The following is a 16,552-nucleotide window of genomic DNA, read 5'->3' on the forward strand; positions in this document are numbered from 1 at the left end:
TGATATCAAACATGACCGCAGATGACGATGGTCATCCCCAATAAAAAAAATATTCAGCAAATTTGATCAATGCCAAAAGGCAACATCAACAGCTATGAAACTATTATTTATTCGATACTGTCCTCCATTTTACGTAATTGTAGATATAGTCAGACAACTTTTAAACCAATAGTTTGAAATGAGGATTTAAGTGAAACATGCCTTTCATTTGCTGTAAATAAATGATTAAATACCAGCTTAAAAAGCTATCTGTTCAAATAATACAGTTTTTAATCCGAAGTGGAAGTCGCAGGAGATATCATTAGAGAGCAAATGGCATGTTAGAACGGTTTTGAGGGAAGTTTGGTTCAGAAGTTTTAGATGACAGGAACGGCCCGGTGATCGAAAATTATAAAAAATAATTGTTTTATTATACCATTACGAGGGAGGGCCATCAATCTCCATTTGAGGTTATTTCAGAAAAAAGCCAAACTATGATTATACCTACTCGGCTAATCTACTTTCAGCAGTCGGGAAGTAAATGTTGGGCAGTAACTGACTTTCCTTAAAATTGAAAGAGTAGAAGGGTTACTAATTTAAAATAAGTTTCAATAGCACATATATCCTGTAAACTATAGTACGACAGCGTAGCCCAGCGCTGCCTTTAATTTAAACAGATAACCGTTTAAATATCCAAAAATTTCAAAAGATTTAAAGAGTGAAGCATTAATTACACACAGGAAGTATGAAGGAAATTCATTACAGGTATTTCCCGGATTCGCATCGTCAGGAAATACCCATATGAAATTGCAATTTGCCCGCAAGTAGTGCGGATTAAAATGGATCTGAAAGCGCGCTTGTGCGAATTAACTTTTTGTTTACAAATTCGTCGATACCCAACTCGGAAAGTTCACGGCCATATCCCGAACGCTTGGTCCCACCAAAAGGTAGGTCAGCCTGTGTCCAGGTTGGGTGGTTAATGAACACCATACCAGTATCTATCTGGTCTGCTACATGCTCGCCACGTTTCACGTCCTTCGTAAACACGGCCCCCCCCAAACCAAACGGTGAATCATTGGCGAGTTTAATTGCTGCCTGCTCATCCTTAACGCGGTAAAAAGATGCCACGGGTCCAAAAAGTTCCTCATGATATACGGCCATACCCGGTTTGATATCAGTTAAAATGGTCGGATTCATAAATGCTCCCGGGCGTTCCGGCCTTTTCCCACCGAGCACTACGGTGGCACCTTCAGCTACGGCTTTATTAACCTGTCCTTCTATTTGTACTGCGGCCGCTTCGCTGCTTAACGGACCTAGTTCTGTTTTCGGATCCATCGGGTCACCAACGATGATCGCGGATAATTTATCCTTGAATTTAGCCAGGAATTCGTCAGCGATAGCTTCAACAGCGATAAAACGCTTGGCTGCCACACAGCATTCCCCGTTGTTATTTAACCTGCCTACAACGGCCCATTCTACTGCTTTATCGATATCAGCATCCTCCAGGATAATAAAGGCATCACTGCCGCCTAATTCCAGCACAGATTTTTTCAAATGTTTACCTGCTTCGGCAGCAATGCTGGCACCAGCTTCTTCACTTCCGGTAAGGGATACACCTTTTATTCTGTCATCAGCAACCAAGGCAGAGGCACGTCTACCTGATATCAATAAGTTGGTATAAAGTCCCGCGGGCGCACCAGCTTCTTTAAATAAGTCCTCAATGGCGATGCCGCATTGCGGAACGATTGACGCATGTTTTACTAAAATAGTATTCCCGATCATGATGTTGGGTGCTGCAAAGCGCGCTACCTGGTATAATGGAAAGTTCCAGGGTTCCACCCCAAATAAGACACCAATAGGACTGTGGCGAATGAATGCTTTGCCATGTTCGGGGTTTAAATGCTTGTCGCCAAGAAATTTTTTGGCATTTGTTGCATAATAGTCGAGTATATCAGCGCTTAAAATAACTTCGCCTTCCGCTTGTGCAAATAACTTGCCCATTTCCAGGGTAATTAGTGTGGCCAATTGTTCTTTTTTCTCCCGCATCAGGGAGGCCACTTTATGTAGAAGAACTGCACGTTGCTCGTAGCTGGTTTTACGCCATTCAGTGTAAGCACTTTCTGCCTGTGCTACAGCAGCGTCAACTGCTTTGTCACTCATTTCATCAAAAGATTTGACAACCTTGTTGGTATTCGGATTAACTGTTTGTATGGACATGATTTGTAGTTTTTAAAATTAACTCAGAATTATTGTATTATGATGGCTTGGCGATCTCCAGTACGATCCTGCCACTGATATCACCCTTTTTCATATCATCAAATACCGTATTAATATCTTCCAGCTTAGCCGCATGAACCGTAGCTTTCACCTTGCCCTCTAAAGCAAATGAAATAGCCTCCTCCAAATCTTTTCGCGTACCAACGATGGAACCGCGGATAGTAGTCCCGTTAATTACGGTATCAAAAATGGAGAGATCGAAACTTCCGGCAGGCAAACCGTTTAAGGAGAGTACTCCCTTACGTCTCAGTGCCGAAAGCCCTTGTTTAAAAGCAATTGGTGAGGGTGCAGTAACCAATACGCCGTGCATAACACCGGTTTCCTTTTTTAAAAATGTACCCGGGTCTTGTTCTTTGGCATTCACAACCAGGTCGGCACCCAGGCTTTTTGCCAGTGCCAGCTTGTCGTCAGCAATATCAATGGCTGCCACGTGGAAGCCCATAGCTTTGGCATACTGAACAGCCAGGTGGCCTAAGCCCCCGATACCTGAAATGGCTACCCATTCTCCTGATTTTGCATCAGTTTGTTTTAAACCTTTATACACGGTTACTCCTGCACAAATAATAGGAGCCATTTCTGTGAAATTGATATTTGGAGGAAAATGGGCCACATAGCCGGCGTCGGCAACAACATATTCAGCAAAGCCACCATCGACACTGTAACCGCCATTTTGCTGAGTTTCGCAAAGCGTTTCCCAGCCGGTATAGCAATAATCACAGTTGCCGCAGGCGCTGTATAACCATGGAACGCCTACAATGTCGCCTTCCTTGATATGCTTCACGCCACGTCCTAAAGCAACCACATATCCCAATGCCTCGTGCCCGGGAATTAACGGCATCATTGGTTTCGCGGGCCAGTCTCCCTGGCAGGCGTGCAGATCGGTATGGCAAACACCACAGGCGATCACCTTAACTAAGATTTGATTTTCGCCAGGCTCTTTGACCGGCATTTCCTCAATGTGTAAAGGCTGCCCGAATCCACGGATAACGGCGGCTTTCATTGTTTTAGGAATCATAGCGTTTTTAATATAAGTGGATGTGTAGACAACTAATTTTGCTAAAGGTGGGAATACATGAGTCAGCTGATGTTATACAAAAGCTTAATTTAGTTACATCATTCACACATTCACCGCTCAATCACAACCAGGTCTATGGGCTTAAAGATGTGGTGTTTTAACGTCCAAACAATGTTTTTACGATCTTAAAACTACAATTCCAGGAACCATTCCTTACCTCGAATAATACATCATCATTTCTTTCCGGAAAATGCTCTTTTACACATCGGGTGATAGTTTGCTTTACCAAGGCGAAAACCGGCCTGAAATTATCCTCCTTCCGAAGTACATTGACGATAATATGATCCCCAAATACTTCCAGACTCCAGCCGGATGAACATTTTTCGCGTATGATGTTAAGCATGTTGGCCTGAAGTATTTCCATTTTTAAGTATAGTGAAATTAATAAGGTAGCTTGACCCTGTTTTAACCCTTAAAGAGGATTCAGCTATTAGCTTTTGTTTCGAGCTTATTCTTCCTGATTTTCGATGGCGGCGGTTATGGCCTCCTTTAAACCATAATCCATACCGTTGCCTAAAAGACTTACCCAGTTATGGGGCAAATGTTCAAACCAACAAATTGATGCCCCAGGGCTTAATATGCTAAAAAACACAACTTTGTAAATATGATTACTACTTCCATATTTTACCTTCATCACTTTAGTGTGATGTATCAGCGCTAAGTAATTAAACTTTATCGTGAATATTTTAAATGTGGATAAGGCAGTTTGTGTTTCCTCCTGGGGTTCACTATCGGGTGTATAAAGAATTATAGGTTTCGGGATCGTCTCATCTGTAACTTCTCGGTTTTTATTATCTAATGGGAGCCTTACTGAATAAATGGCGGGTTTGTAAACTTCGGTCAACAGCATTGTTTTATAATAAAGTATATGGTAAGAATCATTAAAGGCGACAACGATATTAAAGAAGATCAACACTGTTTAATATATTCAAATGTGAGTATAGTCTAGGAAAGGCGTATTACATCAATAACTTTAAAAGTTACATCATTCACACATTAAAAAGAGGATTGATTAAATGGGCCAACTCTTTAAGTAGAACAAACCAGGCAACTGCCATATTTACTTTGCGGTTCCTTTATTTAATTTTCTGTAAAACCATCTTTTGGCAAGTTCTGCTGCTGCTACATAACAAATGACGACCAACAGCATCCAGCCATATAGTGTTACAGGTATTTTAATAAACCCAAATAACGATGCTAAAGGTGTGGCAGGTAGTGCTAATACCAGAAGTAAAACAAAAGCAGTCGCAGCCGACAGATATCTGCCAGGCATGCTTCTAAAGAAGGGTAGTCTGGTCCGTACAACCAATACAATCAGGATGGCAGATATGACTGACTCGATGAACCATCCTGTCTGAAACGTCTTTTCCTTTACATGCAGAAATAATAATAGAATACCAAAAGTGACGTAGTCAAACACGGAACTTAACAGGCCAAAGGTGAGCATGAAACGCCTGATAAAACGCATGTCCCAATGTTGCGGCGATTGGATATTGATCTCATCAACCTTATCGGTTGATATCGCCATTTCAGGGAAGTCGGTTAACAGATTGGTCAATAGGATCTGCTTGGGTAGCAAAGGTAAAAATGGCAGAAAAAGCGAAGCTCCGGCCATGCTAAACATATTTCCAAAATTGGCGCTGGTAGCCATAAAGATATACTTCATGGTATTGGTAAAGGTCCGCCGGCCTTCAACAATGCCTTTTGTCAGCACATCCAGGTCTTGGCTCAACAATACAATGTCTGCCGCTTCTTTGGCCACGTCAACCGCTGTATTTACAGAGATTCCCACATCTGCAGTATGCAACGCCGTGGCATCATTGATGCCATCTCCCATAAAGCCGACTACCTTCCCGGCCTTTTTGAGCATAACAATGATCCGTTCTTTTTGATTCGGCTCTACTTCCGCGAAAATATCCGTCAACGGGGCCTGATGGATCAGGGCTGCGTTACTCATTTTTTGCAATGCGGCTCCGGTCAGTATCTGTGGTTTTTTAATACCGATCTGTAATGCAAGGCTTTTTGCTACCAGGGCGTTGTCGCCGGTGATGATCTTTAGCCCGACCCCAAGCTTATTCAGGTTGCTTAAAATTTCAGCTACATGTGCTTTGGGCGGATCAAACAAGGTCACAAAACCCAAAAAAGTCATTTCCTTTTCGTCCTCCCGGGTAAAGTCATGAGCGGCTTCGCCGGGTTTATAGGCAACTCCCAAGGTACGCAGGCCGGCTTCGCTTAACTTGTCATATTGCTGGAGTATCGACTTTTTTTTGTCTTCGATGGGACCAATTTTTCCGTCACTGGTTTCAACCTGTGTGCAAATGGACAAGATAATTTTTAAAGCTCCTTTGGTGATAGCGATATTTTGTGTTTCGTTGTTTACCTGTATCGTCAATCGCTTGCGGATAAAATCATAAGGGATTTCTGCCTGGACTTTAAAGGTATTCGGTGGTCCCTTATAACCTGAAGCTATGGCTTCGTCAATCGGATTATGAAATCCCTGCTGCAAGGAAGCGTTAAGCCAGGCATATTGCATTACCTTGTCGCTGTGCACCCCATTAATATCCAGGGTATCCTTCAGATTTACTTTTCCCTCTGTTATTGTTCCTGTTTTGTCCGAACAAAGGATATTCATGGCACCAAAGTTCTCAATAGCCGAAAGCCGTTTGACGATCACCTGCAATTTCGCCATACGCCTTGCGCCTGTAGACAGATTTACACTGATGATTGCAGGTAATAACTGCGGGGTGAGGCCAACGGCCAGCGCCAGGGAAAATAAAAAAGAATCGAGCACAGGTTTATGTAAAAACACATTGACCGCAAAGATGATCAGCACCATTAACAAGGTAATCTGCATGAGCATATAGCCGAATTTACGTATGCCTTTCTCGAAATCTGTTTCGGGTGCTTTAGATTGTAAGCCCAGGGAAATCTTGCCAAATTCTGTCTGAACGCCAGTTTTAATTACCAGGGCTGTTGCTTTACCACTGATGACATGGGAACCCATAAACAAAGCATTGCTTCTTTTAGAGAGTGGGGTATCGACAGGCAGTTCACCACAAAGTTTTTCAACAGGATAGGTTTCACCTGTAAAGGCGGCCTCGTCAACGAACAATTCCCGGGAGTTTATCAATAAGCTGTCACCCGGAATAAGATCGCCTGCGGATAAGATAACCAGGTCACCCGGTACCACTTCTTCCACCGTTATTTCCTTTTTCTTTCCGCCACGTAAAACATCGCAATGCAACTGTACTAATTTCAGCAATTCTTTTACGGCATTTGCTGCGCCTTTTTCCTGCCAGAAACCAAGGAAACTGCTGATCAGTACAATCGTTAAAATAATAACCGTATCCATTACATCGCCCAAAGACGCGGACAGTAGCGCCGCTACGATCAGCATGATGGTCACTGGGCTTTTAAATTGAGCTAAAAACAAAAAAAAGACAGAATATCGGGAATTAGTTTTTATCGTGTTGCTTCCATACTCCCCTATTCTTTTGGCAGCTTCCTGTTCCTCCAGGCCGGATTCACCGGTGTTCAACATTTTGAAAGCCGCCTCCTGGCTAAATTGCCAAAAGGCTTTGTATTGATCCGTTCCCATGATTTTAGGTTCTATCTGGAAAAACCAACAAAGGAATTGGTATCTGATGTGCCATTTTTTGTGTCTCGCTTCCCCTGAAAAGACTATCAATAAAATTATGTGAGCGATGTACCATGGCGAGCATATCGACCCGACCGTTGTTACAGAGCCATTCCAGACCTGACTGCGCACCGTTACTTTTATACATTTTGTACTTAATATTTGAAAAATGTACCTTTTCGGGGAGCTCCTTTACAAACCGCTTGATCCATTGCTGAAATTCGGGTTTCTTATCTTCCTCTTCATAAATGTGTGTTAGTATTATTTCAGCGTTGAGTGGCGTAGCCAGTTCAGCCAATACAGAAATTGATAAAATATCACCTTCGGGATTTTTAAAGTCCGTAGCAAACGCAATTTTTTTAACCGGTGACAATTTTGCTGCGGGTGGTATCAGTAACAGCGGACGTGTGACGCTATCAATCATATTCCTGCTATGGTTTCCCAATAATAGCGTAGTTATTCCGCTGCTGCCATGTGTTCCGATAACAACCAGGTCGATTTTCTCACCTGAGATGACCTCATTGACAACGGCCGTTAAGATGCCTGTTTGATTTAAACATCTTACAGATGGTAAAAAACCTGATTGATCCCTGCTTTTTTCAATAGACGATTTGAGTTTAACTAATTCTGATGTACTGTCTTTTAACAGTATATCAGATTCTTCCATTGGCCACACTACCAATCCCGCCTGCGGTGCTTCGGCCGGTATAATTACGGCATTGAATAAAACAATATCCGCCTTTATCTGCCGTGCAAGGTAATAACCATATTTAACCGCGTGGATAGCGTTCTTTGAGAAATCGGTCGGGAATAGTATCGTTTTCATTTGGTTAGATCGTTAATAGGAATTTTTATATAGCTGCCCCTTGGTCTTTTTTTTCCATTTGCTTTGTCCGCACAAATATGCCGGGTCATACCTTAAACTTGTTATATAACTATGGGAATTGGTTACATCATTCACACATTTATAAAACTCTTTTTCAGCCACCAGGTGGGTTTATCATTTCTCTGATGTGTGAATGATGTAACATATTTTCAGAATTCAGTAATATTTATCGATTGAAATAGGCGCAATTTTACACGAATGTGAAATGGGCACGCTAAAAATAGCTACCCTGTTTTTTAAATCACTCAATTAAAACAGACAATGAACTCAGCCCTTAAAAACCCGATTACTAAACGGGATCACATGCTCGGAATTCAGGCGGCTCCTTTAGTGCTGCTGGAGTATGGTGATTACCAGTGTTCGTCATGCGGCGATTCTTACATGGCAGTAAATAATGTCATACAGGCAATGGGCGAAGATATTGTCTTTGTTTTCAGGAACTTTCCGTTAACAGACATACACCCGGATGCCTTCGATGCAGCCCTGGCCGCGGAAGCAGCCGCGCTGCAAAACAAGTTTTGGGAAATGTACGATCTGTTGTTTCAAAACCAGGCATACCTAAGCGAAAATGAACTATTTTCCTATGCCAGGCGGATTGGTCTCGATATGGATCGCTTTGGGCAGGACATACAAAGCCAGGCACTTATCTCAAAAATTGACGCTGACATTGAAAGTGGATTAAGAAGTGGCGTAAGCGGAACGCCCACCTTTTATATTAATGGTGAAAAGTTTGATGGCGATTGGACAGGCAGTGGCCTCGTTCAGTATTTGAGGGAGTTGCTTTAAGCAAGTATGTTATTATGAAGCAACAATCTTTTATAGCTTAACTGAACAGGTAACAAATGAAAATGGACGGTTCTTTTTAAAATCACACATATGAGGCACAAGGAAATTGAAAGTATTATCAGAAAAAGATTTGAAAAGTTAAACACGGCCTTTGAACAGGTCAGGTTACATTTTCGGGAAGATGACATCCGCTCATTTCGCGTAAAGGTAAAAAAACTACAAGCGTGCCTGTATTTAATGGAGCATGTAAAAGACCACCATCACGCAATTTGCGTTCCCCGGCATATCGCGGATCTTTATAAACTATCAGGCACTATCCGCACGCTACAGATGCAAGAGCGTTGCATCCGGAAAACTCTGACCGCCAAAAATATGGCGCTTCCGCAAACTTATCTGGCTTTACTATCTGGCAAAATACTACATGCTGTCGGGGAGCTCGCTAAACTTATAAGCAACCATGAGTCGCTTGGAAAAGAAGAACTAAACCTTGTGGACTTATTACCGCACCATCTAAGCCAGGGAGATATCGAAAAATTTATCGCGTCGAAGGAAGACGCACTAAAAAAATTAATTGCACCGGTATTTCCTACCGATGTAGCATTACATGAAATCAGAAAGGAATTGAAGAATTTATTATACACATCCCCTTACATCCCCACAGATATTGGCACATTGTCATCGTTTGCTTTACTGTCAACGCCAGCGCAAATGGACTCATTTACCATTATTTTGGGGGATTTTCATGACATGAATGTTGCGATCGACTGTCTGCATGCGGAATGTACGGATATTGAAATTAACGACGATGAAAAAGCAGTGCTGCGAAATATTGAAACTCAATGGATGAATGAAAGAACCAGCATTCGTGAAAAAGTTTATGATCAAATACAAAAAATCACCGCTTCCATCCTACCGTTGGCATCACCGGTAAAGTGACCGCTCATGTAATCAGTTTGATGCTGATGCTAATAACCTATCCCCCCCCCGCCTTCTCCAAAAAGTGTGAATGATGTAACTAATAGTAAGAATTGAATAACAATTAAATACCTGAAAGCCATCAGATTTGTATAGTGATAGTCAACTGACATTAAACAAGATTAACCATGTGATGACTACCAGGAACGAAAAAAATCACTTAACGCCGATTTACCTGATAGCAGATGACCAATTGAAAATCAGCATTTGTTAAGAACTTGATTAACCCTTACGCCAATGAAAACTAACCGTCAACTACAGATCGACGTAATCGAAGCCATTAAGTGGGAGCCTTTGCTTAAACAAACTAAAATCGCCGTTGAGGCTAATGAGGGTATCATTACGCTTTCAGGAATTGTCGATAGCTTTATTAAGAAATCAGCAGCTGTGAACACCACCAAAAAAGTAAACGGTGTTAAAGCACTGGTGGAAAAAATTGAAATTCAGTTGAATGCGGATGATGAAAAAAGCGATGCCGAAATCGCTATGGGGGTATTAAGTGCCTTAAAAGCAAACAGGGACATTCCGGTTGATAGCGTACAAATTGAAGTTGAAGATGGGCATGTTACACTTGATGGTAAGCTGGAGTGGAACCATCAGAAGCAAGCGGCGCAACAGTCGGCGAGTATTGTTGAAGGTATCAAAATGCTTACCAACCATATTGAAATTGAAACCGATAATCCTGACGATATTGAAAAAGAGGAAATTGAACAGGCGATCGCACGCAACTGGGCACTGAATAACCAGGATATTCAAGTCTGTGTATCAGGGAATAAAGTCACCTTGAAGGGTACCGTTCATTCTTTCTATCAAAGAGATGTAGCTGAAAAGATGGCCTGGAATGCCCCTGGCGTATGTGTAGTAAATAATGAGCTAATTATTGGTGATATCAAATAGTCAGGCCATGCATTACGGATTCTGCTAATCTTAGTTTCTATCAAAACTTAATTCGACCGCTATTAATGAATAATCTAAATAAAAAACGGGTTAACCCGACTCAACACCGGAAGGTCTATCTTATCGGCGGCGGTATCGCATCTTTAGCAAGTGCTGCTTATTTCATAAGAGATGGCCAAATTAATCCTGATAATATCATAATTTACGAAGAGCTGAATGTTGCTGGCGGCAGTCTTGATAGTGCAGGTAACCCGGAAGATGGTTACGTGATGCGTGGCGGCAGGATGCTGAATTTCAGCTACCTGTGTACGTATGATCTTTTTTCATTTATTCCATCGCTGTCCGATCCGGGCATCATGGTACTGGATGAAATTAAGGCCTTCAACCGGAACATTAAAACCCATTCACAGGCCCGGGTAGTGGAAAACGGCCATATATTAGATGTTTCGTCAATGGGATTTAGCAATAAGGACAGACTTGATCTGATCGAGATGATGGCTGTAGGCGAAAACCATTTGGGCATCAAACGCATCAATGAATGGTTTGCGCCGGAATTTTTCAAGACCAACTTCTGGTTTATGTGGGATACCATGTTCGCCTTTCAGCCCTGGCACAGCGCTGTGGAGTTTAAACGTTATCTACATCGTTTTATCCATGAGTTTAAACGGATCAATACTTTAGCTGGCGTAGACAGGACGCCCTATAACCAATTTGATTCTTTAGCCAAGCCGTTAATCAACTGGTTAAAACAGCAGGGCGTTCATTTTCAAATAGGTGTCAGCGTAACCGATCTGGATTTCTCATTAACGGGCGAAAAGCTGACCGTGCAGCAAATTCATTTAATTGATGGCGGAAAAAAGAAATCTGTAAAGATTGGCGTAAACGATATGGTACTGGTAACCATTGGCTCAATGACTGCTGATTCAAGTTTAGGATCGATGCATGCTGCCCCCGAACTCATTACTGATAAACGTGACGGCAGCTGGAAATTATGGGAAGCCATTGCAAAACACAGTGACCAATTCGGTCATCCTTCGGTATTTGACAACCATGTCGATGAATCAAAATGGGAATCATTTACGGTAACTTGCCAGGGTACAGACTTTTTTGAACGGATGAAAACGTTTTCGGGCAATGACGCCGGAACCGGCGGCCTGGTAACTTTTAAGGACTCCAATTGGCTGATGTCAATTGTTTTAGCCTACCAGCCTCATTTCATCGGCCAGCCTGATGACGTGACCGTTTTTTGGGGGTATGGCTTGTTCCCCGATAATGAGGGAAACTTTGTAAAAAAGAAAATGGCCGACTGTACCGGTACCGAAATACTGACCGAATTATTTTCCCACCTTCAATTTGACACGTTAAACGACCGGCTACTGAAAACCGCTAACTGCATTCCCTGCATGTTGCCGTACATCACCAGTCAGTTTTTAATACGGGCACCGGGCGACAGGCCGCAGGTTATACCAGAAATATCGGAAAACATGGCCTTTATCGGGCAGTTCGCAGAAGTGCCCGACGACGTGGTATTCACCGTAGAATATTCAGTAAGAACTGCGCAGACCGCAGTTTACGGATTATTGGAACTCGATAAAAAAACGATTCCAATGTATAAGGGCGATCATCATATTGATGTATTGTTTGATGCAATGAAAACCATGATTTCATAATGTTCAATTACCGACAGGCAAAAATCCTTTACCTTATCCTGGTATTTATCAGCTTTTTCATCGATGCCTGCGCTCAGCAGGGTAAAACGCCTGCTAAAAAAGACTCATTAGCGACAGACTGGAACCAAACCATTCCCGGCAATTTCAGTGCCCAGTCAAAAGAATATTTTGACAGCACCCAAGTAAAAGTTTTTTTTGAAAAATACCCGGATTTAAACTCCTACGAAGATCTTGTGCAGGAATTTTATAGCAAAAGAAAATTTACTTTTGCCTGGTTTGAGGATGGCCGGTTAATCGAGCAAGCAGACAACTTGTCGAACCGAACTATGGATCTTAAAAACGATGGCGTTTATAAAATCCTCCCTTACCAGGCAGTTTTGGACTCGCTGTTATACGGAATTAATATAAGTACGGGTAAAATAAGGCCTGATGTTATATTGGAGCTCATGCTTACTTCGCAATACTTTGCATTCTCCCGGCTTGCCTGGCAGGGCATGGGAACTTCCGCAAGTGACTCATCGCGATGGTATGTGCCAAGAAAAAAAATAGCCTACGATCAATATTTAGATAGCCTACTAAAAGCCCCAGCTAAATCTTTCTCCGCCAATGAACCGGTTTACCGGCAATATGAATTGCTCAGGCATTTCTTAAAGATATACCGCTCGTTGGATGCTGCGGATGAATGGAAACCCGTCGATACTAAAAGTGTAAACTTAAAACCAGGCGACACTTCTGCAGCCATAAAAGAAATCAAAATCCGTTTACTCAGGCTACAGGATTTTCAGGGCGATACATTCAATGAGTCATACGATGCCGATCTGATAATCGCGGTGAAGCAATTCCAATACAGGAACGGGCTGGATACCAGCGGACGGTTGAATAAAGAAACTATAATGGCGATGAATGTGCCATTAAAAATCCGGATCAAACAGATTCTTGTTAATATGGAGCGAGCCCGCTGGTTACCTGTGTCGCTGAATGCCGATTTCCTGGCAGTAAATATCCCTGAATTTACCCTCCATGTATACCATGCAGATAGCCTTTTATGGAGCTGTCCCGTAGTTGTAGGGCAGAAGGTTCATCAAACTTCCATTTTTTACGGGGAAATCAAATATGTTGTTTTCAGTCCATATTGGAACATACCGCAAAGTATCGTGCGAGCCGAGGTTGTTCCCGGCCTTAAAAAATCACCTGATTATCTTCTGCGGCATCAGATGGAGATTACCGGCTACAAAGAAGGGCTTCCAATAGTCAGGCAAAAGCCCGGACCGGAGAACTCACTCGGTCTGGTGAAATTCCTGTTTCCCAACAGCTACAATATTTATTTACATGATACTCCTAAAAAATCTTTATTTGGCGAAACAACCAGGGATTTTAGTCATGGCTGTATCCGTATTATGGAGCCAGCTAAATTGGCCGCTTTCCTGCTCAAAAACCATAATAAATGGAGTGGGATCAAAATTAAGCGGGCTATGAATTCTGGTAAAGAACAGTATGTGAGCTTGGAGCATAAAGTTCCTGTCTTTATTACCTATTTCACGGCCTTTACTGATCGAAGGGGATTGCTAAACTTTAGAAAAGATATCTATAGCCTTGATGACCGGCTTGCCCGCATGATCATTTCCGGTGAAGGATTTTACGAGACAAATTAGCATATGAAATGGTCATAGATACCCTAATATTAAAAATAACAAAATGGCTTTAATCGAAGATACACGTAGTTTTTTAGATGAAACAGGTAGCATGGCCAAATTTACCGGTCACTTTTTTTCACATGGGCTAAGGCCCAGGTTTGAAGTTAAGGAACTGCTCGGCCAGTGTTATACCATTGGCTATAAATCATTTCCGCTGATCGGCCTTACCGGTTTCATCATGGGCCTGGTATTAACCATGCAGTTGCGGCCCTCGCTCGTAAGTTATGGCGTACAGTCAGAACTACCGGTTATGGTAGGTATAGCCATTGTGAGAGAGATTGGGCCGGTGATCACCGCTTTAATTTTTGCCGGGAAGATAGGCAGCAGCATCGGCGCTGAATTGGGCTCGATGAAAGTAACAGAGCAAATAGATGCTATGGAAGTGAGTGGCACAAATCCTTATAAATACTTGGTAGCTACCCGCGTATTGGCAACAACCTTAATGCTTCCAATTTTAACTGTTTTGGGCGATGCCATTTCCTTATTCGGAGCCTATATTGGGGTCAACCTCAGCTCCGTAACCAGCTTGCATTTCTTTTTTACACAGGTATTCCAAAGCCTGAGCTTCAGCGATATTTTACCGGCGATTACCAAAACCTTTTTCTTTGGTTTCGCGGTGGGCATCATCGGTTGTTATAAAGGGTTCAACTCCAGCAAGGGGACACAGGGTGTTGGCGTTTCAGCCAATTCTGCCGTCGTATTATCTTCTGTCCTCATATTCATTATCGACCTCCTGGCGGTTCAGTTCACAAACATATTAGGCTTAAATTAATGGGTATGGCAACAGCAGCAAAAGATGAACTAAGCCCTGAAGATCATGTGGCTAAAGGAGCGCCGGTGATCGTCATTGAGCACCTGTTTAAAAAATTTGGAAAGAATGTGGTGTTGAAAGATTTCAACCTGACGGTGCATCAGGAAGAAAACGTAGTCGTATTGGGAAAGTCGGGTGCAGGGAAATCCGTACTCATTAAATGCGTTATCGGGCTGTTGAAACCAGACAGCGGCAAAATACTGGTATTCGGTGACAACGTACCCGGGTTAAGCCCTGATGAGCTGGACCGGGTCAGAACCAAGATCGGTTTCCTTTTCCAGGCCAATGCTCTTTATGATTCTATGACTGTCCGTGAAAATCTGGAATTTCCATTACGCAGGCACTGGATCGATCTTACACCAAAACAGGTAAACCAGATGGTATCTGAAGCACTGGAGAATGTTGGCTTGAAAAACACGGTTGATATGATGCCCGCAGAATTATCCGGAGGAATGCTTAAGCGCGTAGCGCTTGCCCGCACCCTGATCCTGAAGCCGGAGATCATTTTGTATGATGAGCCCACCACCGGGCTCGACCCGGTTACCTCAAGGGAGATTGACAGTCTGATCCTGAAACTGCAAAAGAAATACCATACCTCTTCCATTGTTATTTCACACGATATGAACTGCGTCAAAAATATAGCAGACAGGGTGATCTTACTATTAGAAGGTAAGTGTTACGCGGATGGTACTTATGATGAGCTCGCACATTCAGCTGATGAAAAAATAAAACAATTCTTTGAATAATAGATCATGGCAAAACAAAGTGAAAATAATATCAAGCTGGGCGTATTTGTATTAGCCGGCTTAATCGTGATGATAGTTTCCTTTTATATGATCGGAAATAATGCCAGTATGTTTGGAAGCGGGTTTGTGCTAAAAGCACGTTTTAACAATTTAAACGGCTTAATGGAAGGTAATAATGTGCTTTTCTCTGGCATACAGGCTGGAACGGTGAAAAGTATAAACATTGTTAATGACACCACCATAGAGGTAAGTATGCTTATCGACAGCAAAGTAACGGCCTATATCCATACGAACGCAGAAGCGGCCATCGGTACAGAGGGATTGATGGGGAATAAGGTAATCAATATACAGCCGGTAAAACCAAACAGCCCGGTAGTCAAAAGCGGAGATTTGCTGGCCGCTCAAAAACTGGCCAGTATGGATCAAATGCTACAGACGCTTTCAAAGACCAATAACAATATTGCGACAATATCAGAAGTGTTAAAAACTACTGTTCTAAAATTAGATACCAGCGCCATCTTTAATGTCCTGAACGATAAAAATATCGGGATCAGCTTAAGATCATCATTAAAAAACATCAACAATGCCAGCAGTAATGCCAGCGACATGACTAATGGTCTCAATCAAATAGTAATTCATCTCAAACAGGGTAAAGGAGCCGCCGGTTTGCTGTTAAGCGATACTGCCTTTGCGGGGAATTTAAATATCGCTGTAATTAAGCTCAGATCAGCCAGTGATAATGCGGATAAGATGACCGGTCAACTCAATAGTATGGCCGGTAATATCAATCATGATCTGGCATACGGCAAGGGGCCACTGCATGCGCTTTTGCGTGATTCTGTGATCACTGAAAAACTTAATGCCAGTATGGATAATGTCCAAAAAGGGACGGATGGCTTCAATCAGATCGTACAAGCTTTAAAGCATAATTTTCTAGTGCGTGGCTATTTTAAAACGCAAGCAAAAAAGCAACAAAAAGATAGCATTAACCGCCAGACTATGAAATAGAGATGTTGTATGTTTAGATAACTATATCACGAACCGTGGAGATGATCAGTTGTTAAGTACCTCTTAACGAGGCGATAATGTATGGTATCTTAGTTATCGATCATTCTCCCA

The 16,552-nt window shown here is 42.3% G+C and carries 14 protein-coding genes; 8 read left to right on the plus strand and 6 right to left on the minus strand.

Annotation, left to right across the window (positions count from 1 at the left end; translation table 11 throughout):
- Positions 1-813: 813 nt before the first annotated feature.
- The 6 genes from MUCPA_RS34450 to MUCPA_RS34475 form a co-directional block, all read right to left on the minus strand.
- On the minus strand, positions 814-2,196 hold the full coding sequence (locus MUCPA_RS34450; protein WP_008513139.1) for an NAD-dependent succinate-semialdehyde dehydrogenase: 1,383 nt from the start codon (positions 2,194-2,196) through the stop codon (positions 814-816).
- A gap of 37 nt (positions 2,197-2,233) precedes the next feature.
- Positions 2,234-3,271: an alcohol dehydrogenase AdhP gene (adhP, locus tag MUCPA_RS34455; protein WP_008513141.1), complete on the minus strand. Its 1,038-nt coding sequence runs from the start codon at positions 3,269-3,271 to the stop codon at positions 2,234-2,236.
- 157 nt (positions 3,272-3,428) lie between these two features.
- Positions 3,429-3,695, minus strand: a complete 267-nt coding sequence (locus MUCPA_RS34460) for a hypothetical protein (RefSeq protein WP_008513143.1) — start codon at positions 3,693-3,695, stop codon at positions 3,429-3,431.
- An 84-nt stretch (positions 3,696-3,779) separates the two neighbouring features.
- Positions 3,780-4,181, minus strand: coding sequence for a hypothetical protein (locus MUCPA_RS34465; protein WP_040626835.1), 402 nt, complete (start codon positions 4,179-4,181; stop codon positions 3,780-3,782).
- Positions 4,182-4,391: 210 nt separating this feature from the next.
- Positions 4,392-6,929, minus strand: a complete 2,538-nt coding sequence (mgtA, locus tag MUCPA_RS34470) for a magnesium-translocating P-type ATPase (RefSeq protein ID WP_008513145.1) — start codon at positions 6,927-6,929, stop codon at positions 4,392-4,394.
- Positions 6,930-6,933: 4 nt separating this feature from the next.
- Positions 6,934-7,794: a universal stress protein gene (locus MUCPA_RS34475; protein ID WP_008513147.1), complete on the minus strand. Its 861-nt coding sequence runs from the start codon at positions 7,792-7,794 to the stop codon at positions 6,934-6,936.
- 363 nt (positions 7,795-8,157) lie between these two features.
- On the opposite strand from MUCPA_RS34475, the gene MUCPA_RS34480 reads away from it, so the two are divergent.
- From MUCPA_RS34480 to MUCPA_RS34515, 8 genes are all read left to right on the plus strand, one after another.
- Positions 8,158-8,640, plus strand: coding sequence for a DsbA family protein (locus MUCPA_RS34480; protein WP_233276821.1), 483 nt, complete (start codon positions 8,158-8,160; stop codon positions 8,638-8,640).
- Between the two features lie 90 nt (positions 8,641-8,730).
- A complete protein-coding gene (locus tag MUCPA_RS34485) occupies positions 8,731-9,576 on the plus strand; it encodes a CHAD domain-containing protein (RefSeq protein ID WP_008513149.1) in 846 nt (281 codons plus the stop codon).
- A 276-nt stretch (positions 9,577-9,852) separates the two neighbouring features.
- Positions 9,853-10,512: a BON domain-containing protein gene (locus MUCPA_RS34490; RefSeq protein ID WP_008513150.1), complete on the plus strand. Its 660-nt coding sequence runs from the start codon at positions 9,853-9,855 to the stop codon at positions 10,510-10,512.
- 65 nt (positions 10,513-10,577) lie between these two features.
- Positions 10,578-12,182, plus strand: coding sequence for an oleate hydratase (locus MUCPA_RS34495; protein ID WP_008513153.1), 1,605 nt, complete (start codon positions 10,578-10,580; stop codon positions 12,180-12,182).
- The gene (locus MUCPA_RS34500; protein ID WP_008513154.1) at positions 12,182-13,834 is read left to right on the plus strand and encodes a L,D-transpeptidase family protein; all 1,653 of its coding nucleotides are present in this window, start codon (positions 12,182-12,184) and stop codon (positions 13,832-13,834) included. Before MUCPA_RS34495 ends, MUCPA_RS34500 begins: the two co-directional genes overlap by 1 nt.
- Before the next feature lie 43 nt (positions 13,835-13,877).
- The gene (locus MUCPA_RS34505; RefSeq protein ID WP_008513155.1) at positions 13,878-14,648 is read left to right on the plus strand and encodes an MlaE family ABC transporter permease; all 771 of its coding nucleotides are present in this window, start codon (positions 13,878-13,880) and stop codon (positions 14,646-14,648) included.
- Positions 14,649-14,653: 5 nt separating this feature from the next.
- Positions 14,654-15,433 (plus strand): ABC transporter ATP-binding protein, encoded by a 780-nt coding sequence (locus tag MUCPA_RS34510; protein ID WP_008513157.1) that lies wholly within the window; start codon positions 14,654-14,656, stop codon positions 15,431-15,433.
- A 6-nt stretch (positions 15,434-15,439) separates the two neighbouring features.
- A complete protein-coding gene (locus tag MUCPA_RS34515) occupies positions 15,440-16,441 on the plus strand; it encodes an MlaD family protein (RefSeq protein WP_008513158.1) in 1,002 nt (333 codons plus the stop codon).
- The last annotated feature ends 111 nt before the right edge of the window (positions 16,442-16,552 follow it).

Source organism: Mucilaginibacter paludis DSM 18603, assembly GCF_000166195.2.
Taxonomy (GTDB): domain Bacteria; phylum Bacteroidota; class Bacteroidia; order Sphingobacteriales; family Sphingobacteriaceae; genus Mucilaginibacter; species Mucilaginibacter paludis.